We start from the raw sequence: 20,857 nt of genomic DNA, 5'->3' as shown, positions 1-20,857 counted from the left end.
GAAGGAGGAGCGCACCATGGCAACGTCCGCGGGACACGATCATGTCGCACCACTTTCCCGAGTGGCGCTGCTGGCATGTGAGTACGCCTACGACGCCACCGGTCTGCTGGCGCGCATCGCCGTCCCGGGTCAGACAGGTGAGCGCTTCTGGCGCGGCACCTGCGCGGCCAACGAACTGCGCACGTCGGCCAGCGGCAGTACGCAGCTGACCTGGCTGCGTGCAGCGGGTCAGCCGATCATCCAGCAGGTCACTGGAGCGGTTACCCGCACGACCTTGCTGGCGACCGCGATCAGCGGCTCAGTGCTGCTCGAAGCGGACACTGCCGTGCGGGCAGTCACCTATGCGCCGCATGGCAGTCGTCCAGATGGCGAACAGGCAGTGGGGGCCGCTGAGGCCGAACCTGCGTTCAACGGCGAGCTGCTGGACGCGGCCAGCGGATGTTACCTGCTGGGTGCAGGCCACCATCGGCCCTACAGCCCGCGGCTGGGGATCTTCCTGGCCGCGGATGGACTCAGTCCGTTCGGCGCGGGTGGGCTTAATCCGTACGCCTACTGTGCCGGCGACCCGGTCAATCGCAGCGACCCCACTGGTCACTTCTGGAAGTGGATCGTGGCCGCCGTGGGTCTCGCGGTGGGTGTGGCGGCCGTGGCGGTCACGTTCGGTGCGGCCAGCAAGGCGGTGGCCGCGGTAGCGACGGTAGGCATTTCAGCGCTTACGAAGTCAGCTGCCGGTGCTATCGCGTCGACTACGTTGGGTATGGCAGCGGTCGGCGCGGAAGTGGGTGCGATAGCGGCCCAACTGTCGGGTGACACGAAGACAGCGACAATTCTCGGCGTTGTGGGTCTGGCCTTGGGAATAGTGGCGGCGGTCCCGGCCATCGCAAAGGCAGCCACCAGAGGCGCGGCAAAGTTTTCCAGATTCAGTCAGCGTCTCGGCAGTGTTCGCACGCAGCGGGCGTCCGCCAACGTGGTGCGTGGGGCACGTCCTGCCGCGCGCTCCGGCCAAGGCATGATGCCGCCGCCTTATTCGCCGCAGACCGTTCGTCGCATGCCGTCGTCAATGGACGGTTTCATACCAAATCGCTTCGGACCACGCGGCGGCCATGTCTCGGCTGTGAACCCAAACGTAAGGTTTGGTGCCACCCCGGGACCGGCGCACCTGGGCCGCCCGGCATGGGGGGCTTCACCGCAGCCCAGGTTCAGCCGCCCCACCACGCCCCCGGCCTCCAACCCACCGCGTAGGGTGCGCTTTGCCGCTGAAGTGGAGGTGCATGAGGTCGACAGGATTGTGTATCCGGACGAATTCATCCGGGAGACGAGTCGAATTCCAGCGGCCGATCCAGCCGATGTGGCATTGCTGATGCGGAGTCGGGATCCGGCTGATGACTACATCCGGGTTGCGCTTTCAATGACGCTGGACGGAAAGCCACTGTGAGGCGTGGCAGTTCAAATCGCGGGAAGGAACGCTGATCAAGCGGCGCTGGGTGATAGGCACCGGGGCAACGCCTGATCCGCGAAGAAGTGCTGATTGTCCTTTGGAGGACTTCTCATGAATGGTAACAACGAAAACGCAACTGCCGCTGATACACGCCCTGATCGCGGTGATTCCGCATTCGATCCATCAGTCGATCCTGGGAAGTATGCAGCGGTACCAACTATCGATCCAAACTGGGTGTCGTTGACCAGGTTCAAGATCCGGACGGCAAAGGACGATAACAACAATAACACTGCGATTGAGTATGTATTTCGTAACGGCCGCCAGCAGGCCAAGTTCCATATCGATATTGAGGCGCGCAATCAGAATGGAGAAGTGGTGGCGGTTCCACCCGCGTACTTGGAGAAGCACCTGAAGTTGATCAGGCGGGACGGTGGGGCACCATTCAACTTCGATCCCGGGGTGCCTGCCGACTATTCTCCTGTTCCTAGTTGGTGGCCCAGTCTCGAATCTTATGTGGAACAAAGTGAAGAACTGGGGGCAGCCTGGTCTGTACATGCGCCTGACGAGGAGATGGAAAAATGCTCAAGCGCAAGCGCGGAAGCGCCCGATGCGGGCGGGGAAGACAAACCCTACTTTCGATGGCTGCCAGTTGATGACGGGAGCTATTGGCCTTTGCAGGAATATGTGATCACGGCCGGCACGACGTCGGAAATTCGCGAATGGGTGGCGGTTTCTCTGCTGGCGCCTAATGGGATAACGCTTTTCACAACAAATGACCAGGTGGGAGGTACTCCGGGAAAGTTTAGAAGTTACGTCCGCTTTGTTTCACTGCCGCTGTATCCTGATGCTATCAAGTACAACTACACTGAAACGTTTTTGGGTACCGTTTGGGGGCGGTGGCGTTTTTATCATTACAAGCTCACAATTCAGCTGCATGGGCACAATGTTCCGATCAGGATCGTCAGGAGCGATGCGTCGTCGGGACCGCCATACCAGATGTGGGGTTCGCATGGCGGAAAGTCGCATACGCTCATGCAGTGCGATGCTCCCGGGAGTGCATGGTTTGGTAGTTTCTCGGATCCTGACATTCAGGCGCGTGTCAAGGCGTATAAAGACGGGCTCTGTGACAGAATAAATCCGGAGCAGGGGGCGCAATCATTTATTACCACTTTTTGCGACGCGAACGTTGGTTGGAGTAACAGGACTAGCTTGAATGGCAAGCTGACCGATATCTACGGTACCGTACATGCGATAAGGATCAAGTACTACGAGTCATCGTGGTGGTACATAGTCGAACGGGCCTGAGTAGTGTGGCGCGTCTACCTCTACCTCTACCGCTGCCTTCTGCATCGCCGGGCGTGCAACGCGTGCCGGCGTATGCGGACGGCTTCTGACTACATTTAGGTTGCGCCTTCAATGGAGCTGCGCGGACGGCCACTGTGAGGGCGGGCGTGGCAACTTACATCGGGGGAAGGAACGCTGATCGAGCGGCGCTGGGCGATAGGACCTGGAGCAATGACCGATCCGCGGAGAAGTGCTGATTGTCCTTTGGAGGGCTTCTCATGGATGGCAACAACGCAAGCGTACCTGCGGCTGAGGAGCGCCCTGATCGTGGTGACTCCTTAATGTGATCCATCGGTTGATCCGGGGCGGTATGCACCGGTACCAACGATCGATCCAAACTGCGTGTCGCCAACAAAGTTCAAGATCCGGACGATAACAACAATAACACCGCAATTGCGTATATGTTTCGCAACGGGCAGCAGTAGGCCAAGTTCCATATCGATATTGAGGCGCGCAACCAGAGTGGGGAGGTGGTGGCAGTACCTCCCGAGTACCTGAATCAATACCTGAAGCTGATAAGGTGACGTGCTTCCGAATTTCCAAGATGCTGATCTTCGAGGGTTTGTCCAAGCGTATAGGGATGGACACTGCAACCGGATAAATCTTGAGCCAGGGGTGCAGTCTTTTCTCACTGTATTTTGCGACGCCGATTTTGACTGGAGTAACAGGACCAGAGTGAATTGCACGGTGTTCGATATTTACGGGAGCACACATTCCATCTGCATCCGGTACGACGAACCAAGCTGGTGGTACAGAGTTGCACGGGCTTGAGTCGTATGGTCCGTCTGCCGATGTGCGTTGGGGAGGGCGGCATCCTCGCCGTGGACGCTGTGGAGGGTGCCTCCACCTTCCTCGCGGCCACCCAGAGACAGGTGCGCCGAACGACGGCCTTGCACTCCCAGGAGAACCGTTTTACAATTCCGCTCCTGATGCGGGGTGGAGCAGTCTGGCAGCTCGTCGGGCTCATAACCCGAAGGTCGCAGGTTCAAATCCTGCCCCCGCTACCAAGACAAGAAGGCGATCCGGAAGCGGATCGTCTTTTTTGTTGCCTGTGTGTCGGGTGGGCTTGGCTCGTGCGGAAGTGCGGCACCCGACCCGTTGCGCCAGGACGGTACAACGGCTATCATCAGTAGCTTAGCGGACTACCTGACTGGACCTATTCCCCGGAATGTGGCCCGGGCCGCGACCGGCTCCCGGGCCGTGCGACTTACCCCCAGGTAGTCGTGACCCCCCGGTCTGCTGGGTTCGCAGCATCGCAACAGGCGATGCTGCTGCCGGATTCCAGCAGGACCGGCGTTGTTTCGGACAAGGGGCCCTGCGGGCCCTTTGTTGTTTCCGGAAGCGGGTCGTTGGACCCAATTTTTCTTAAGAATCAAGGCAGAACGTGAGCGACAAGGCAACTGAAATCGCGAACCTGCTCGGCCCGACCGTTGAGTCGCTGGGTCTGGAGCTGCTGGGCGTTGAGTATCTCACCGCGCCCGGTGGTGCCACCCTGCGCCTGTATATCGACGTGCCGGTGGCCGAACAGCCCGATCGCATCGTCAACATCGACGACTGCGAACGCGTGAGCCGTGAAGTCTCCGCGCAGCTCGATGTGGAAGACCCGATCAGCGCCAATTACACGCTGGAAGTCTCCTCGCCGGGCGTGGACCGTCCGCTGTTCACCCTGGAGCAGTTCGAGCGCGCCATCGGCGAATCGGCCAAGGTCACCCTGAAGCTGCCGCAGGACGGCCGCCGTCGTCTGCAGGGCGAGATCCTCGCCGTGGACGCCGAACAGGGCACGGTCACCTTCCAGGTCGACAACTTCCAGTTCACCGCCGATGTCGAGAACATCGACAAGGCACGCATCATGCCGGACTGGGCCGCCCTTGGCCTGGCTCCGAGCAAGCCGACTGGCCCGGCACCCAAGCAGGGTGACAAGGCGAGCAAGAAACCAACCAACAAGCCGGCGGCCAAGAAGCCGCGCGCGGAGTAAGCAGCCGATGAGCAAGGAACTTTTGCTGGTAGTGGATGCGGTCGCCAATGAAAAGGGCGTGCCGCGTGAAGTGATCTTCGAGGCCATCGAAGCCGCTCTGGCTTCGGCCGCGAAGAAGCGTTACCCGGACCAGGAAGTGCTGGCCCGTGTGTCGATCGACCACAAGGACGGTACCTACGAAACCTTCCGCCGCTGGGAAGTGGTGGCCGATGACGTCGTGATGGAATCGCCGGACCGCCAGATCCGTCTGATGGACGCGATCGACGAAGCCGACGGCGTCGAAGTGGGCGACTACATCGAAGAACAGATCGAAAACCCGGACTTCGGCCGCATCGCGGCGCAGGCCGCCAAGCAGGTCATCGTCCAGCGCGTGCGCGAAGCCGAGCGCCAGCAGGTCGTGGATGCGTGGAAGGACCGCGTGGGCGAACTGGTCACCGGTGTGGTCAAGCGCGCCGAGCGCGGCAACATCTACGTCGACCTGGGCGGCAACGCCGAAGCCTTCATTCCGAAGGACAAGGGCATTCCGCGCGATGTGCTGCGCGCTGGCGACCGCGTCCGCGGTTACCTGGCCGAAGTGCGTTCGGAACCGCGTGGCCCGCAGCTGTTCATCAGCCGCGCCGCGCCGGAATTCATGATCGAGCTGTTCAAGCTGGAAGTGCCGGAAGTCGGCCAGGGTCTGGTGGAAATCAAGGCCTGTGCCCGTGATCCGGGCGACCGCGCCAAGATCGCCGTGCTCGCCCACGACGCCCGTACCGATCCCATCGGTGCCTGCATCGGCATGCGCGGTTCGCGCGTGCAGGCCGTGTCCAACGAGCTCAATGGCGAGCGCGTGGACATCGTGCTGTGGAATGACAACCCGGCCAACTTCGTCATCAACGCCATGGCTCCGGCCGAAGTGCAGTCGATCATCGTCGATGAAGAAAAGCACTCCATGGATCTGGCCGTCGCTGAAGAGCGTCTGGCCCAGGCCATCGGCAAGGGCGGCCAGAACGTGCGTCTGGCCAGCCGCCTGACCGGCTGGCAGCTCAACGTGATGACCCAGGACCAGGTCACCGCCAAGTCCGAAGCCGAGCAGGGCGTGGCCCGCCAGCTGTTCATGGACAAGCTGGAAGTGGACGAGGAAATCGCCGCCATCCTGGTCACCGAAGGCTTCAACACGGTGGAAGAAATTGCCTACGTTCCGGTGGGCGAACTGCTGGCCGTGGAAGGCTTCGACGAAGACATCGTGGAAGAACTGCGCGCCCGTGCCCGCGATGCGCTGCTCAATGAAGCGCTGGCGGTGGAAGAGGGACTGGAAGACGGCCTGCCGGCCGCCGACCTGCTCGCCCTGGACGGCATGGACGAGGCCACCGCCTACGCCCTGGCCAGCCACGGTGTGCGCACCAGTGAGGACCTGTCGGACCTGGCGACCGACGAGATCCTCGAGTTCGGCATCGAAGGCATGGACCAGGAGCGCGCCGCCGCCCTGGTGATGGCCGCCCGAGCCGAGGAGATCGCCCGCCTGGAGCGCGGCGAATGAGCCAGCGATGAACAGTGCCCTGACCCGCTCAGGGCTTAGACTCCGCGCTGCCTTCGTCCGTTTCGGAGGCGCGCCAACCAGATCATAGGATCCGAATGTCGCAGCAAACCACCATCCGCAAGCTCGCCGAACTGGTCAACACGCCGGTCGAGAAACTGCTTGAACAGCTTGCCGAAGCCGGCATGAAGTTCAGCGGTCCCGACCAGGTCGTGACCAGCACCGAGAAGGTGAAGCTCCTGGGCTTCCTTCGTCGTTCGCACGGCAAGGCGGAAACGCCGGCCGAAACCGCAGACGAAGCCGCCAAGAAGATCACCCTGAACCGTCGCAAGCTGCAGGAAGTGACGGTGAGTGCCGGTCGCAGCAAGACCACCGTCAACGTCGAAGTCCGCCAGAAGCGCACCTACACCAAGGACGCCAGTGGCAAGGCGATGACGCCGGATGAGGAGCGTGCCGACATCCTGCGCAAGCTGGAGGAATCCCGCCAGCGCAATCTGGACGAACAGCGTGCCCTGGCCGAGAAGGACCGCCTGCGTGACGAGGAAATCGCACGCAAGCGCCAGGAAGAGCAGGCTGAAAAGGACCGCATCGAAGCCGAGCGCAAGGCCGCTGAAGCCGCTGCTGAAGCCGCCCGCAACGCGCCGGTGGCCAAGGCGGAGCCGGCTCCGGCTGCAGAAGCGCCGGCCCGTGCCGCACGTCCGGCTCCGGCCGCGCCTGCGCGCCCGGCTCCGCGCGCGGATGATCGCCCGAGCCGTGGCAATGATCGCGGTGCCAACGACCGTGGCGGCAACAAGCGCGACGACGACGGTGGCAACCGCTTCGCCGGCCAGCTGCATCTGTCCGCTGCCGACCGTGCCCGCCGTGGCAACAACAGCAACTCGCGTGGCCGTCCGGCCGCGCGTGGTCAGCAGGGCCGTCGTGGCAACGAGCAGTCGCGTGGCGGCTCGGGCAGCCATGGCTTCGAGCGTCCGACCGCACCGGTCGTGCGTGAAGTCGCCATCGGCGAGACCATCACCGTGGCCGATCTGGCCCAGAAGCTGGCCCTGAAGGGCGGCGAAGTGGTGAAGGCGCTGTTCAAGATGGGCGTGATGGCCACCATCACCCAGACCATCGACCACGACACCGCCGCCCTGGTGACCGAAGAACTCGGCCACAAGGCCGTGCGTGCCGACAGCAACGACGCCGAAGACGCGCTGCTGGCTGCCACCGACAGCGCGCAGGGCGAAGCCGTGCAGCGTCCGCCGGTGGTGACCATCATGGGTCACGTCGACCACGGCAAGACCTCGCTGCTGGATTACATCCGCCGCACCAAGGTCGCCGGTGGCGAAGCCGGTGGCATCACCCAGCACATCGGTGCGTACCACGTTGAAACGCCGAAGGGCGTGATCAGCTTCCTGGATACCCCGGGCCACGCCGCGTTCACCTCGATGCGTGCCCGCGGTGCCAAGCTGACTGACATCGTGGTGCTGGTGGTGGCAGCCGACGACGGCGTCATGCCGCAGACCAAGGAAGCCATCCAGCACGCGCGTTCGGCCGGTGTGCCGCTGATCGTGGCGATCAACAAGATCGACAAGTCCGGTGCCGACCCGATGCGGGTCAAGAACGAACTGCTCGGCGAGCAGGTCGTGGCCGAAGACTTCGGTGGTGACATCCAGATGGTGGAAATCTCCGCCAAGGCCGGTACCGGTATCGACAATCTGCTTGACGCGATTTCGATCCAGGCCGAACTGCTGGAACTGAAGGCCGTGTCCGAAGGTCGCGCCAGTGGCGTGGTCATCGAGTCCTCGCTGGACAAGGGCCGCGGCCCGATTGCCACCGTGCTCGTGCAGCAGGGTCAGCTCAAGAAGGGCGACTACCTGGTGTGCGGCATCCAGTACGGCCGCGTGCGTGCGCTGTTCGACGAAACCGGCAAGCAGCCTGACAGCGCCGGCCCGTCGATTCCGGTGCAGGTGCTGGGTCTGTCCGGCGTGCCGGATGCCGGCGATGACTTCGTGGTCGTCGACGACGAGCGCCTGGCCAAGGATGTCGCGCAGCAGCGTGATACCAAGCGTCGTGAATCGCGCATGGTCCAGTCCGCCGGCAGCCGCATGGAAGACATCATGGCGACCCTGGGCAAGGGCAATGGCCAGCAGGTGCTGAACCTGGTGATCAAGGCCGACGTGCAGGGTTCGGTGCAGGCTCTGAGCCAGGCACTGGTCGCGCTGTCCAACGAAGACATCCGCATCAACGTGATCCACTCCGGCGTGGGCGGCATCACCGAGTCGGACGCCAACTCCGCTGTGGCTTCCAAGGCCACCGTGATCGGTTTCAACGTGCGTGCCGACGCCTCCGCGCGTCGCATCATCGAAGCCAATGGCGTGGACCTGCGTTACTTCTCGATCATCTATGACGTGATCGACCAGGTGAAGCAGGTGGCCTCCGGTCTGCTCGGCGTGGAAATCCGCGAAGAGATCATCGGTATCGCCCAGGTCCGCGACGTGTTCCGCAGCTCGAAGTTCGGCGCGGTGGCCGGTTGTATGGTCATCGAGGGCGTGGTCAAGCGCAGCAAGCCGATCCGCGTCCTGCGCGACAGCGTGGTGGTGTTCGAAGGCGAACTGGAATCGCTGCGCCGCTTCAAGGAGAACGTCGAGGAAGTCCGCAACGGTACCGAATGCGGTATCGGCGTGAAGGCTTACAACGACGTCAAGGCCGGCGACCAGATCGAATGCTTCGAGCGTATCGAAGTTCCGCGTACCCTGTAATGCCCCGGGGCCCGACCACGGTCGGGCCCCTTTTACCTGCTATCGAATCCAGAGATCCCCGTGCCCAAAACCTTCCATCGAACTGACCGTGTTTCCGCCCAGCTCCGTCGTGAACTGGGAACCCTCGTGCACAACGCGGTGCGCGAACACGGCCTGCCGTCGGTAAGTGTTTCGGACGTGGAAATCACCCGTGACATGGCACATGCCAAAGTCTTCGTCACCGCGCTGATGCCGGAGCGTTCCGCTGAAGCGGTCAAGGGCCTGAAGGAAATCGCCTGGGGCCTGCGCATGGAGCTGGCGCGTGCGATGAAGCTGCGCCATGTGCCGGAGCTGCACTTCCACTACGATGACTCGGTGGATCGCGGCGAGCATATCGACAACCTGCTGCGCGACCTGCCCGACACCGTTGCGGCGGAAAAGAGCCGCAAGGCCGAAGACGAAGAAAACTGATACCACGCCGGGCACCGCCCGGCGTTTTTGTATTGCACTTATTCTATGAATCGAATCACGTTCCGCCGTCTGGACGGCATTCTGCTGCTCGACAAGTCGACCGGCATGAGTTCCAACGCCGCACTGCAGGTGGCCCGCCGCCTGTTCCGCGCCGAGAAGGGCGGCCATACCGGCAGCCTCGATCCGCTGGCCACCGGCTTGCTGCCGTTGTGCTTTGGCGAGGCGACCAAGATCGCCGGCCTGCTGCTGGGCTCGGCCAAGGCCTATGACGCCGAGGTGGTGCTTGGCCAGACCACTGACACCGACGATTCCGACGGCACCGTGCTGCGTGAGCGTCCGGTCCCGGTGATCTCGCCGGAGCAGCTGGAGGCGGCGCTGGCTCCCTTGAGGGGTCGTATACGACAGCGCGCACCGATCTATTCTGCGCTCAAGCAGGGCGGCGAGCCGCTGTATGTGAAGGCCCGCCGCGGGGAGGCCATCGAGGCTCCCGAGCGCGAGGTCGAGGTGCACGCCATCGAGGTGCTGGACCAGCAGCCCAACCGCCTGCGACTGCGCGTGACCTGCGGTTCAGGTACTTACATCCGCAGCATTGCCCGTGACCTGGGCGAAACCCTGGGTTGCGGCGCGCATATCGCCGGCCTGCGGCGGCTGTGGGTGGACCCGTTCCGCGACGCGCCCATGGTGACCCTGGATACGCTGCGGGCCATGGTGGAGCAAGGCGACGAGGCCGCCATGGACGCGCTGTTGCTGCCGCTGTCGGAAGGTCTGGCGCATTACCCCCGCGTCGAACTGGATGCTGAACAGGCGCGACGCTTCTGCATGGGCCAGCGCCTGCGCAATGCGGACTGGGCGCAGGGCGGGGTGGCCGTATACGGGCCGGAGGGCCAGATCCAGGGTCTGGGGCAGGTCGATGAGGGCGGTCTGCTGGCCCCCCAGCGCCGCTTCAACCTGTGACCTGACGCAGTCGGCGCTTGTCCCCGAAGCCCCTGACCGTTACAATTTCGCGGCCTTTTCAAGGCAGGCCCGCATCTGCGGGTTCATCTTTCCGTTCACGGCGAGTCTCGCGGTACGCCACAGGGGCGTTTCTGCAGGCCACGCATCTAAAGAGAAAAAGACATGTCGATCGACACCCAGAAGGTTATTGAAGACAACAAGCGCAGCGCCGCCGACACCGGTTCCCCGGAAGTCCAGGTCGCCCTGCTGACCGCCCGCATTGAACTGCTGACCGGCCACTTCAAGACCCACAAGAAGGATCACCACAGCCGTCGCGGCCTGCTGCAGATGGTCAACCGCCGCCGCAGCCTGCTTGACTACCTGAAGAAGAAGGACGTCGAGCGTTACAAGGCCCTGATCGAAAAGCTCGGCCTGCGTCGCTAAGCAAGAACCCCGACCGCGGCGCAGGAATGCGCCGCGGTTTTGTTTTGGTAGTACCGCATCACATTGCCTGGACCGGAACAGCCGGTCACCCGCAGGCGGCAAGGGTCGCCGGCGGTCCATTCGCAGACAGCATCATCCAAGGAAATCCCCCGTGGCAAAAATCACCAAAACCTTCCAGTACGGCAAGCACACCGTCACGCTTGAAACCGGCGAAATCGCCCGTCAGGCCAGTGGTGCCGTCATCGTCAAGATGGACGACACCGTGCTGCTGGTCACTGCCGTCGCCGCCAAGAGCGCGCGCGAAGGCCAGGACTTCTTCCCGCTGACCGTTGATTATCAGGAAAAGTTCTACGCCGGTGGCCGCATCCCGGGTGGCTTCTTCAAGCGCGAAGGCCGCGCGACCGAGAAGGAAACCCTGATCTCGCGTCTGATCGACCGTCCGATCCGTCCGCTGTTCCCGGAAGACTACCGCAACGAAGTGCAGATCATCGCCACGGTGATGTCGCTGAACCCGGACGTGGACGGTGACATCGCCGCCCTGATCGGTGCCTCGGCCGCCCTGTCGCTGGCCGGCACCCCGTTCATGGGCCCGATCGGCGCTGCCAAGGTCGGTTACAAGAACGGTGAGTACATCCTCAACCCGACCGTGACCGAACTGAAGGACTCGGAGCTGGAACTGGTCGTGGCCGGTACCTCCAACGCCGTGCTGATGGTTGAATCCGAAGCCGCGCTGCTGTCCGAAGAAGTGATGCTGGGCGCCGTGACCTTCGGTCACCGCGAAATGCAGAAGGTCATCAACGCCATCAACGAGCTGACCGTGGAAGCCGGCACCAAGCCGTCGACCTGGGTTGCCCCGGTGAAGAACGACGTGCTGATCAGCGCGCTGAAGGAAGCCATCGGCCCGCGTCTGGGCGAAGCCTTCCAGGTCCGCGACAAGCTGCAGCGCCGCGACGCCATCGCCGCGATCAAGAAGGACGTCACCGAGTCGCTGGCCGGCCGCGTCGCCGCTGAAGGCTGGAACGGTGCCGAACTGGCCAAGGAATTCGGCGAGCTGGAATACCGCACCATGCGTGACTCGGTGCTGGACACCAAGGTCCGCATCGACGGCCGTGCCCTGGACACCGTCCGCCCGATCACCGTGAAGACCGGCGTGCTGCCGCGTACCCACGGTTCCTCGCTGTTCACCCGCGGCGAAACCCAGGCCATCGTGGCCATCACCCTGGGCACCGCCCGTGACGGCCAGGTCATCGACGCCGTTGCTGGTGAGTACAAGGAAAACTTCCTGTTCCACTACAACTTCCCTCCGTTCTCGGTGGGCGAGTGCGGCCGCTTCGGCGCGCCGAAGCGTCGTGAAATCGGCCACGGCCGTCTGGCCAAGCGCGGCGTGCTGGCTGTGATGCCGTCGCTGGAAGCCTTCCCGTACACCATCCGCGTGGTCTCGGAAATCACCGAATCCAACGGCTCCTCGTCGATGGCCTCGGTCTGCGGTTCCTCGCTGGCCCTGATGGACGCCGGCGTGCCGGTGAAGTCGCCGGTGGCCGGTATCGCCATGGGTCTGGTCAAGGAAGGCGACCGCTTCGTCGTCCTGTCCGACATCCTGGGTGACGAAGATCACCTGGGCGACATGGACTTCAAGGTTGCCGGTACCGCTGAGGGCATCTCCGCCCTGCAGATGGACATCAAGATCGAAGGCATCACCGAAGAAATCATGAAGCAGGCACTGCAGCAGGCCAAGGCTGGCCGTCTGCACATCCTGGGTGAAATGGCCCACGGCCTGACCGCCCCGCGTGCCGAGCTGTCGGACTACGCGCCGCGTCTGCTGACCATCAAGATCCACCCGGACAAGATCCGCGAAGTGATCGGCAAGGGTGGTTCCACCATCCAGGCCATCACCAAGGAAACCGGCACCCAGATCGACATCCAGGACGACGGCACCATCGTCATCGCTTCGGTCAATGCGATCGCTGCGCAGGCTGCCAAGTCGCGCATCGAGCAGATCACCTCGGACGTCGAGCCGGGCCGCATCTACGAAGGCAAGGTCGCCAAGATCATGGACTTCGGTGCGTTCGTCACCATCCTGCCGGGCAAGGACGGTCTGGTCCACGTGTCGCAGATCTCCAGCGAGCGCGTCGAGAAGGTCGGCGACAAGCTGAAGGAAGGCGATGTGGTCAAGGTCAAGGTGCTGGAAGTGGACAAGCAGGGCCGTATCCGCCTGTCCATGAAGGCCGTGGAAGAAGGCGAAGGCGCTTCGGCCGAATAATCGGCTGGCGTCATCGCGGCAATGAAAAAACGGGCTTCGGCCCGTTTTTTCTTTTTGGGAGCACGGCATGGCCGCGATTGGATGGCGGCGGGATGGGGGTGTCCTGGATGCGCGGTTGGCGGGCTGCTTGGATGACCGTTGCGTGGGACGTTGGACGGATGGCTGGGAACTGGTAGGGTCGGTCGATAGACGACCGCCAATAACGGTGATCCGTTCTTTAACGCATGACCACGGAACGGAGCGACGCTGTTCCGTGGTCATGCGTTGCCGAGCGTTGAACACTTCACGGCGGTCGTCTATCGATCGACCCTACCTCGCATTTCGTCATCCCGCATTTCGTGGAGCCCGCCATGTTCCGTGCATCGACGTTGTCCGCTCTGGTCGTCCTCACCCTCTCGCTGTCATCGGCCCCGCTGCAGGCGGCCGATGTGCCGCCAGCCAAAGTGATCGGTGCCTACTATCCCGGCGGCTCCGCCGAGCGTTATCCCATCGCCACGATCCCGGCGGACACGCTCACCCATCTGTTCTACGCCTTCGCCCGCATCGAGGACGGAAAGTGCGTGGTGGAGGCCAACGCACCTGAGCACTTCAAGGCGCTGGCCGCACTCAAGCGCGCGCATCCGCAGCTCAACAGCATGATTTCCATCGGCGGCTGGAACGCCGGTGGTTTCTCCGATGCCGCGCTCACCGCGGAATCGCGCCAGCGCTTCGTCGCCTCCTGCGTTGACCTGTTCTTCAAGCAGCACGCCAGCAGTTTCGACGGTGTCGACATCGACTGGGAATTCCCGGTGTACGGCGGCCCGCTCGAGATCACCGATCGCCCCGAAGACCGTCACAACATGACCCTGCTGGTGCAGGAATTCCGCCGCCAGCTGGACGCACTCGGTGGCCCGCACCGACTGCTGACCGCCGCGCTGCCGGCCGGCCGCGTGCAGACCGATGGCCCGTACGATCCGGCCTTGAGTTACGAGCTGAAGCAACTCGGACAGGCGCTGGATTTCATCAACCTGATGACCTACGACATGGGCACGGGTTTTTCGAAGGTATCCACCTTCAACGCGCCGCTGCGCGACGTTCCGGAAGATCCGCTGGACCCGGCGCAGCGCCGCTGGAACAGCGTGGAAGGCGCGGTGCGTTACTACCGCGAGCACGGCGTGCCGGACGACAAGCTGGTGCTGGGCGTGCCGTTCTACGGACGCGGTTTCAAGCTCAACGCCGATGCCAACAACGGCCTGTACCAGTCCTACAGCGCCCCGGCCGACGCCGGCGACTGGCGGCGCATCCGCGCCGATCTGCTCGGCAAGCCGGGCTGGCAGCGGCACTGGCATCCGGTGGCGCAGGCTCCATGGCTGTACAACCCGGTCGAGAAGGTCTTCATCAGCTATGAAGACGAGACGTCAATTCGCATCCGCGCCGATTACGCGAAGCAGCGGAACCTGCGTGGCGTGTTTACCTGGGAACTGACCGGCGACGACGACGAAGGCAGCCTGCTGAAGGCGATGGCAGCTCCCTACCGCTGAAGCGGAGGGGAGCGTCCATTCAATGGGTTCAGGACTCCGTGGGATCGTCCCACCACACGTAGCCGTCCTCCGGCACGGACCCCGGCTGCTCGCGGCTTTCGATGCCGTCCACGTGCCGGTCCGGACCGGCGGCAACCCAGTTGGCCAGCAGGCGTTCGACCGCCGCCTTGCCCTGCGCACCTATGCCCAGGTTGCGCTCGATCTTCCAGTCGTCATTGCTGGCCGCGCCCGGTTCATGTGCTGCCTTGGCGGTCGCGTCTGCATGCGGAATACCGTAACTGCAGCGCAGGCACAGGGTCACCATGGACGCCGTCCAGTCTTCCACGTAACCGATGCCCGGCAGCTCCGTGTCCAGCAACTCGGCCATGGCCTCTGCCGACGGGCTGCGCACGAAGGCCGTGTAGGTGCGATGGTCTGACGCCTGCAGCGTCTGCAGGACATTGAACACGGGCACCGTACCGTCGCGCGTGCGGCGCTCACCGGTGGGGGCTCCGTCATGCAGCACGATGTCGAACAGGCGGTGTCCGCTTTCCGGCAGCGGCACATTCAACAGACGTGCACGGACCACGTCGATGCGCCGTGCAAACACAGTTTCGCCTTTGCCCCAGGGATTCAGGCGCACGCTGACCAGGCCGAAGTCTCGTTCGATGGGGCCTTCGCCTTCCGGAATGTTGATTCCGCACCGTGCCCATTGCCGCCGCGCCTCGGACCAGTCGCCCAACGCGGTCGCGGCGATGCCGGCGTTCCACGCCGAGGCCTCGTTGAATTCGTCTTCCAGCTGCTGTGCCTGCAGGTTGTGCTGAAGCGAGGTCGGCCAGTCACGCAGGTATTTGTGGGTCAGCCCGCGCATGTAATGCAGGTGGCTGCCCGGCGGCGAGGCCTCGATCAGCTCGGCAAACAGGGTGCTCGCCAACTGCAGCTCGCCGTCATTGAAGGCGGCGTAAGCGCGGTCGTAGAGTGCCTCAAGCGGGTCGGAATCCGTCCGGCGATCAGTGAGGTCCAGGTTCTCGGTCATGCGGGCGGTCCTTGGGAGATCCGGTGCACGATAGCACCGCCCGTGGCGGCACATGCCGGGGGCCGGGAGGTTTGCTGTACGCTCCGCATCGAAGCCGTCCAAAACCCTGTCCACCCGCCGCCATGGATACCGTCCAACTGATGGATCTGCACATCGACCGCAGCACCCAGCAGGTGCGGCGCGAGGATGTGCTTCTGCCGGTGTCCGGGCTGAGCTGGCGGCTGTTTGACTGCCTGCTGGCGCATGGCACGGCAGTGGTGAGCTTCGACACGCTGGCACGTGATGTCTGGGCACCGGCCGTCGTCGGCGAGGATGCGATCAGCCAGCGCGTGAAGCTGCTGCGCCAGGCCCTGGGTGACGATGGCCGCCGCCCGCGATACGTGCGTTCGGTGCGCGGCCGCGGCTACCAGTTGTGCGCACTGCCACAACCGGTCGTGCCTGAAGAAGAAGCGGACACTGCTGTGGTTCATCGCCCGCGGCGGTGGGGTTGGGCGGCCGCGGGAGTTGGCGTCCTCGTCGCTGCCACCCTCGCTGTCGTGATATGGCCGGCGGGCGTAACCCCATCGCCGGCATCGCCGCTGCTGCGGCGTGCCGATCATTACGCAGGCATCGGTCAGGCCAGCAACAACCAGCGCGCCATCGTGCTTTACCGGCAGGCGCTGCAGGTTGATCCCGAATCCATTGCAGCCCGACGCGGATTGGCGCGCACGCTCGCGGCGGAGGGCTGCCTGTTCAATGGTCCACGCGAGTCCGCGGAAGAAGCGCTGGCACTGGCCAACGACGTGCTGCGGCGTGCGCCGGACGACGCGGCGGCCTTCGCCGCACGCGGATACGCCCACGATTGCCTGGGTGCCATGGCGCAGGCCGTGGCCGACTACCGTCAGGCACTGCAACGCGATCCCGGCGACGACGCCACCCGTGCATCGCTGGCCTACCTGTACCAGGAGCAGGGCCATCTGGCGCAGGCGCTGCAGGACAACCTCGCGGTGCGCACGCCGGAGCGCGTGCGCTTCCTCGACGTGCAGATCGCACGGGAGCTGGAACTGCTGGGCTTCACCGATGCGGCCGCGCGCCGTCACCAGCGCAACTTCCAGCTCTACCCGGACAACGTGTTCGCCAATATCGCCTGGCCGCGCAGCCTGCTGGTCTCCGGCGATCCGGCGCGGGCCGAAGCGGCGCTGGCGCAGGCGCTGGCCCGCGGCACTCCGCATCCGGGACTGCTGCGGCTGCAGGGTGAGCTTCACATGATGCAAGGCGATCGCGCGGCGGCCGCCGAAACGTTTGAGCGCAGCCGGCAGCTGCGACCGCAGCAATCCCTCGGGCAGACCCTGGCGGGGTTGCACGGCAGCGCACCGGCGTCGCCGGAGTGGGTGGCTGCCCGCCTGCAGACGCTGTCCGCGCAGCCGGACGATGGCTGGGCCGACGCCGCACTCGAGCGGGCGCTGCTGCACCAGGCGCAGGGCGATGTGGACGCGGCGCTGGCGGATCTGCAGGACGCGGTAACGGCGGGGTTCCGCGACGCGGCGTGGCTGCGCGCCACGCCGCTGTTCACACGCCTGCGCGCCTCGCCGGGCTATGCGCGTCTGCTGGCCGCCATCGACGCCGACGTGGCCGCACAGCGCGCACGGGTGCTGGCGGCACCCTGGCGTCCGGACGACCTGAAGGGGCTCAGCGCAACGCCGGCAACAGGAAGTCGGTGAGAATCCGCCGCGACTGCGGGTGGGCGTAGCTGCGGTTGTAGGCGCGGCTGGTGACCACCGCCACCAGGTGCCGGTCCGGCATCACGAACACATAATTGCCGCCGTTGCCCGACATCGCCCACACCGTCTGCTCGCGTCCGCCGACCGGCAGTTTCAGTCCCCACCACTGGTAGCCGTAGTCGCTCCCGTTGCTGGTGGTTGCCTGGGGGCTGACCATGGCAGCGACGTAGTCGGCCGGAATCAGCTGCCGGCCCTGCCAGTTACCACCTGCCAGCACCAGTTCGCCCAGTCGGGCCAGATCGCGGCTGCGGTAGCGTGTGCCGCCGCCGCCCATGCCAATGCCTTCCGGCGAAAGGTTCCAGTGGCGCTCGGTAATGCCCAGGGGGCGTTCCAGCGCTTTTGCCGCATATTCGGCCAGCCGCTGCCCGGTGGCGCGTTCCAGCACCGCACCCAGGACGAAGGAATTGGCCGTGCAGTAGGCATGCGCACGCCCGTGCGGGCTGTCTTCCGGTCGTGTCATCCACGGTGCGAAGCCTTTGACTGGTAGCGCCAGGGTGAAGTCGAGCCACTTCTCGGTGACATACATGCGCTCCTCGTTGCCGGCCGAGAACGCATTTTCGTCGTCGCACTCCCACAGGCTGCTCATGGTCAGCAGGTCTTCCACGGTGGTGTTTCGCAGGCGCGGGTCCACCCGGTGCTGGCGGGTGAACGCGGGGAAGTAGTCGTACACGCGGGCGTGTACGCCGGGCAGGCTGCCGTCGCCGATGGCCGCGCCCACCAGCATCGCGGTGACGCTCTTGCTGGCCGAGCGGACGTCGTTCAGCGTGTCGGGCGTGGCTCCGTTGAAGTAGCGCTCATAGGCAACCGATCCGTCCACCAGCAGCAACACGCTGGTCACCTGCTTGATGTCATCGCGGGCGATGGCCGCTTCCAGGGCGGCCAGGCGGGTGGGGTCCAGCGCGGGCGGTGCGGCCTGGGTTGCCAGAGGCAAACCGGCGGCGAGCATCAGCAACAGGGCGGGGCAGAGCAGGGTCGATCGGCGCATGGGTGGAGCTCCTTGGGGTAAGGAGTCCACTAGGCCAGCACCGCGTCTGAAGTGCTGGAAAACCGTCTGAAGAATTCTGAAACGGTGCTCGGAACGGCCGTAGAGCCACGCCCTGCGTGGCTTCGCGGTCCGCGACCAAGCGGGGTAGCCACGCAGGGCGTGGCGCTACGTCAGGCGTTGGCCCACACGCTGTTCGGGTCGCCATGCAGCGCCCGCCACCGCGTCGCCCGCGCCATTGCGGCAAACCCGAGCGCCATCGCCAAGGCCACGCCGTCCACCCAGAACAGGGGCCAGTACCCGTGCTGCGCGCTGGTCCACAGCCACAGCCCGGTCATCAGGCCATGCGACACCGGCACCAGCAGCGTGACGATGGCCGCCGCCCACAGCAGCTCGACCGCCGCCTTGGCCGGTGCCCGCAGGGCCGCCCACAGGGCGCAGCCGCCCCAGACCAGGAAGCAGGTCCAGCGCATGCCGGCCTCGGCCTGGGCGGGGGCCAGGTGCTCCAGCACCTGCACGCTGACGAACGCCGCCGACACCGCCACGCACAGGCCGATGCACACGCCCACCGTCGCCCGTGCCATGTTGATCTGGGCGCGGCCCTGCGCCTGCTGGCGACGCTTGCGCCGCGATTCGATCCACAGCAGGTTGCCCGAATAGAACAGGAAGGCTCCACCGAGCCCCAGCGCGAAGTACAGCCACGGCACCAGGCCATTGCCGAACTCGCCGAAGTGCAGCGCGTAGGCGGCCGCGAGGGTGGCGTGGTTGGCATCGCGCTGGCCGGGCAACTGGGTGTGCAGCACTTCGCCGGTGTTGGCGTCCATCGCCACGGCACCCAGCGGGCCCAGCGCCTTGCCGCCATCACCGGTGATCTCGATGGTGGCGTTGGCATCGCCGGCGTTGGCCAGCTTCAGGTAGGCCGGCTCGAAGTCGGCCTGGCCGAGATCGTTGGCCACCGCAATGGAGCGTGCATGCAGCATCGCCAGGCTGCCGGGCCGGACGGCCTCGTTGGCCGGTGCACGGATCGGCGCGGTGTCCATCGCCGCCGGCAGCGCTTCCATCAGTTTGCCGTCGTAGATCAGCGGATTCAGCGCGGCCAACTGCAGGAACACCAGGCAGAGCAGGGCACCGGTGACCGCGAACAGCAGATGGAAGGGCAGGCTGAGCACGCCGATCACATTGTGGGCGTCCTGCCACATCTGCTTGAAGTTGCGGCCGGGTCGCAGCGCGAACAGGTCGCCCAGCAGCTTGGGCAGGTGGATCACCAGCCCCGAGAACAGCGCCAGGCCGTACAGCAGGCTGACCACGCCCATCAGGTAGATGCCGGCGACGGGCAGTCCGAGCGTGTAGTGCAGTTCGTTCACCAGCTCGGCCAGCCCCGCCTGTGGTGGGGTGGGGCTGCCATCCACGTGGTCGGCCCAGGCGAACAGCCAGGTGCCCTGCGCGTTCTGCCAGTACGCAACCGACTGCGGCGTTTCGGCCCCGGGGAAGGTCATGCCGATGTGCTTGCGTGCATCCGGGTGCTTTTCCAGCACGCCATCGAGCAGGCGCTGCGCGTCGTCCAGCGTTTGTGCCGGTTGCGACATGCCCTGCGGCGACTGCCATAACGGCAGATCGTGGTGGAACACGGTGATGGCCCCGGCATAGAACGCCACGAACAGGGCGAAGCCGGCCACGAGGCCGACCCAGGTGTGCAGGGTGGTGAACGTACGCAGGGTGAGCGAGCTGAATTTCATCGGTCGGGCCTCACTGCACCCATTGGAGGCCGCGCAGCAGCCACAGGAGTCCAAAGCCCAGCGCGGCGGCGGCGCTGAGCCCCGCCCACGCGCGCAACCCGTTGCGGAAAGCGAACGCCCACAGCGCCGCCAGCATCCAGAACGGGATGAAGGCGATCATGCTGGCCACGATGGCGCTCTGCCACGGCCCCGGCGGCAGCCACGCGACCAGGCCGGCGGCAGCGGCGGCGACGAAGAAGCCGGCCAGCAGGCCGGCCAGTGCACGTGCCCACATCAGCGCCGCGCCTCCGCTTCAGGGCGCGTCCAGGCCGCCACATAGGGCAGTACCAGCGCGGTCAGCATCCAGCCGCCCAGCGTCACGCACAGCCCGGTGGCCAGGCCCAGCTGGCCCATCCACAACCACAGTGCCGTGGCAAAGGCGACCAGGCCGATCTGTCGGCCCAGGCGGCCTGCGCGGCGCAGGCGCGGCCAGCGGCAGTGCGGCGAGGCCGCATAGAAGGCCAGCGCGGAAAAAACGGACGCACCGCCCGCCAGCACGCAGTACAGCGTGGCCAGGGTATCGGCGCTCATCGGGACAGGCTCATGGGGGGCGGACTCATGAAAGACGCAGCGCGGGGCATAAGCTGCGCATGGTAATCATTGCTGTTTTCATCTGCCACAGCGACGTATTCAGTCACCCGGTAGCGCCGGCCGTTGGCCGGCCTTCATGGGCGTCGGATACGTTCGCCAGGGCCGGCCAACGG

16 protein-coding genes and 1 tRNA gene are annotated in these 20,857 nt (G+C 64.9%); 12 read left to right on the top strand and 5 right to left on the bottom strand.

The genetic code is table 11. The features are described 5' to 3' along the window. Positions 1-16 precede the first annotated feature (16 nt). From QMX83_RS02490 to QMX83_RS02440, 11 genes are all read left to right on the top strand, one after another. A complete protein-coding gene (locus QMX83_RS02490; RefSeq protein ID WP_282295079.1) occupies positions 17-1,435 on the top strand; it encodes an RHS repeat-associated core domain-containing protein in 1,419 nt (472 codons plus the stop codon). Between the two features lie 114 nt (positions 1,436-1,549). Beyond that, entirely contained in the window at positions 1,550-2,743 is a 1,194-nt protein-coding gene (locus QMX83_RS02485) for a hypothetical protein (protein ID WP_282295078.1), read from the top strand. Between the two features lie 969 nt (positions 2,744-3,712). Next, positions 3,713-3,789, top strand: a tRNA-Met gene (locus tag QMX83_RS02480). A gap of 377 nt (positions 3,790-4,166) precedes the next feature. Beyond that, on the top strand, positions 4,167-4,757 hold the full coding sequence (rimP, locus tag QMX83_RS02475) for a ribosome maturation factor RimP (RefSeq protein WP_125362313.1): 591 nt from the start codon (positions 4,167-4,169) through the stop codon (positions 4,755-4,757). Positions 4,758-4,764: 7 nt separating this feature from the next. After that, positions 4,765-6,276, top strand: a complete 1,512-nt coding sequence (gene nusA / locus QMX83_RS02470) for a transcription termination factor NusA (RefSeq protein ID WP_282295077.1) — start codon at positions 4,765-4,767, stop codon at positions 6,274-6,276. A gap of 95 nt (positions 6,277-6,371) precedes the next feature. Continuing rightward, entirely contained in the window at positions 6,372-9,014 is a 2,643-nt protein-coding gene (gene infB / locus QMX83_RS02465; protein WP_282295076.1) for a translation initiation factor IF-2, read from the top strand. A 60-nt stretch (positions 9,015-9,074) separates the two neighbouring features. Next, positions 9,075-9,464 (top strand): 30S ribosome-binding factor RbfA, encoded by a 390-nt coding sequence (gene rbfA / locus QMX83_RS02460; protein ID WP_282295075.1) that lies wholly within the window; start codon positions 9,075-9,077, stop codon positions 9,462-9,464. Between the two features lie 45 nt (positions 9,465-9,509). Then, positions 9,510-10,418, top strand: coding sequence for a tRNA pseudouridine(55) synthase TruB (gene truB, locus QMX83_RS02455; RefSeq protein WP_282295074.1), 909 nt, complete (start codon positions 9,510-9,512; stop codon positions 10,416-10,418). A gap of 162 nt (positions 10,419-10,580) precedes the next feature. Then, the gene (rpsO, locus tag QMX83_RS02450; RefSeq protein ID WP_005417886.1) at positions 10,581-10,841 is read left to right on the top strand and encodes a 30S ribosomal protein S15; all 261 of its coding nucleotides are present in this window, start codon (positions 10,581-10,583) and stop codon (positions 10,839-10,841) included. Between the two features lie 151 nt (positions 10,842-10,992). Beyond that, positions 10,993-13,101 (top strand): polyribonucleotide nucleotidyltransferase, encoded by a 2,109-nt coding sequence (gene pnp, locus QMX83_RS02445; protein ID WP_282295073.1) that lies wholly within the window; start codon positions 10,993-10,995, stop codon positions 13,099-13,101. A 350-nt stretch (positions 13,102-13,451) separates the two neighbouring features. Continuing rightward, positions 13,452-14,621: a glycoside hydrolase family 18 protein gene (locus QMX83_RS02440; protein WP_282295072.1), complete on the top strand. Its 1,170-nt coding sequence runs from the start codon at positions 13,452-13,454 to the stop codon at positions 14,619-14,621. 28 nt (positions 14,622-14,649) lie between these two features. Here QMX83_RS02440 and QMX83_RS02435 read toward each other — a convergent pair whose 3' ends face one another. Continuing rightward, positions 14,650-15,636, bottom strand: coding sequence for a hypothetical protein (locus tag QMX83_RS02435; protein ID WP_282295071.1), 987 nt, complete (start codon positions 15,634-15,636; stop codon positions 14,650-14,652). Between the two features lie 140 nt (positions 15,637-15,776). Between QMX83_RS02435 and QMX83_RS02430 the strand changes: the two genes are divergently transcribed. Further along, a complete protein-coding gene (locus QMX83_RS02430; protein WP_282295070.1) occupies positions 15,777-17,336 on the top strand; it encodes a winged helix-turn-helix transcriptional regulator in 1,560 nt (519 codons plus the stop codon). Here the strand turns inward: QMX83_RS02430 and QMX83_RS02425 are convergent. From QMX83_RS02425 to QMX83_RS02410, 4 genes are all read right to left on the bottom strand, one after another. Further along, entirely contained in the window at positions 17,305-18,381 is a 1,077-nt protein-coding gene (locus tag QMX83_RS02425) for a serine hydrolase (RefSeq protein WP_336618942.1), read from the bottom strand. The genes QMX83_RS02430 and QMX83_RS02425 overlap by 32 nt on opposite strands. A 170-nt stretch (positions 18,382-18,551) precedes the next feature. Continuing rightward, a complete protein-coding gene (locus tag QMX83_RS02420) occupies positions 18,552-20,114 on the bottom strand; it encodes a PepSY-associated TM helix domain-containing protein (protein WP_282295069.1) in 1,563 nt (520 codons plus the stop codon). A 10-nt stretch (positions 20,115-20,124) separates the two neighbouring features. After that, positions 20,125-20,388 (bottom strand): hypothetical protein, encoded by a 264-nt coding sequence (locus QMX83_RS02415; RefSeq protein ID WP_282295068.1) that lies wholly within the window; start codon positions 20,386-20,388, stop codon positions 20,125-20,127. Then, entirely contained in the window at positions 20,388-20,684 is a 297-nt protein-coding gene (locus tag QMX83_RS02410) for a hypothetical protein (protein WP_282295067.1), read from the bottom strand. The genes QMX83_RS02415 and QMX83_RS02410 overlap by 1 nt, the downstream gene beginning before the upstream one ends. Between the last annotated feature and the right edge of the window lie 173 nt (positions 20,685-20,857).

Source organism: Stenotrophomonas sp. PS02289 (genome assembly GCF_029960115.1).
Lineage (GTDB): Bacteria > Pseudomonadota > Gammaproteobacteria > Xanthomonadales > Xanthomonadaceae > Stenotrophomonas.
This window is presented reverse-complemented; position numbering and strand designations above follow the sequence as displayed.

What these genes read in the sequence shown, in the direction of transcription:
- QMX83_RS02490 (WP_282295079.1), top strand. Translation starts at nt 17, where the DNA reads ATGGCAACGTCCGCGGGACACGATCATGTCGCACCACTTTCCCGAGTG.
- QMX83_RS02485 (WP_282295078.1), top strand. Translation starts at nt 1,550, where the DNA reads ATGAATGGTAACAACGAAAACGCAACTGCCGCTGATACACGCCCTGAT.
- nusA (WP_282295077.1), top strand. Translation starts at nt 4,765, where the DNA reads ATGAGCAAGGAACTTTTGCTGGTAGTGGATGCGGTCGCCAATGAAAAG.
- infB (WP_282295076.1), top strand. Translation starts at nt 6,372, where the DNA reads ATGTCGCAGCAAACCACCATCCGCAAGCTCGCCGAACTGGTCAACACG.
- truB (WP_282295074.1), top strand. Translation starts at nt 9,510, where the DNA reads ATGAATCGAATCACGTTCCGCCGTCTGGACGGCATTCTGCTGCTCGAC.
- rpsO (WP_005417886.1), top strand. Translation starts at nt 10,581, where the DNA reads ATGTCGATCGACACCCAGAAGGTTATTGAAGACAACAAGCGCAGCGCC.
- QMX83_RS02440 (WP_282295072.1), top strand. Translation starts at nt 13,452, where the DNA reads ATGTTCCGTGCATCGACGTTGTCCGCTCTGGTCGTCCTCACCCTCTCG.
- QMX83_RS02435 (WP_282295071.1), bottom strand. Translation starts at nt 15,636, where the DNA reads ATGACCGAGAACCTGGACCTCACTGATCGCCGGACGGATTCCGACCCG.
- QMX83_RS02430 (WP_282295070.1), top strand. Translation starts at nt 15,777, where the DNA reads ATGGATCTGCACATCGACCGCAGCACCCAGCAGGTGCGGCGCGAGGAT.
- QMX83_RS02425 (WP_336618942.1), bottom strand. Translation starts at nt 18,381, where the DNA reads ATGCGCCGATCGACCCTGCTCTGCCCCGCCCTGTTGCTGATGCTCGCC.
- QMX83_RS02420 (WP_282295069.1), bottom strand. Translation starts at nt 20,114, where the DNA reads ATGAAATTCAGCTCGCTCACCCTGCGTACGTTCACCACCCTGCACACC.
- QMX83_RS02415 (WP_282295068.1), bottom strand. Translation starts at nt 20,388, where the DNA reads ATGTGGGCACGTGCACTGGCCGGCCTGCTGGCCGGCTTCTTCGTCGCC.
- QMX83_RS02410 (WP_282295067.1), bottom strand. Translation starts at nt 20,684, where the DNA reads ATGAGCGCCGATACCCTGGCCACGCTGTACTGCGTGCTGGCGGGCGGT.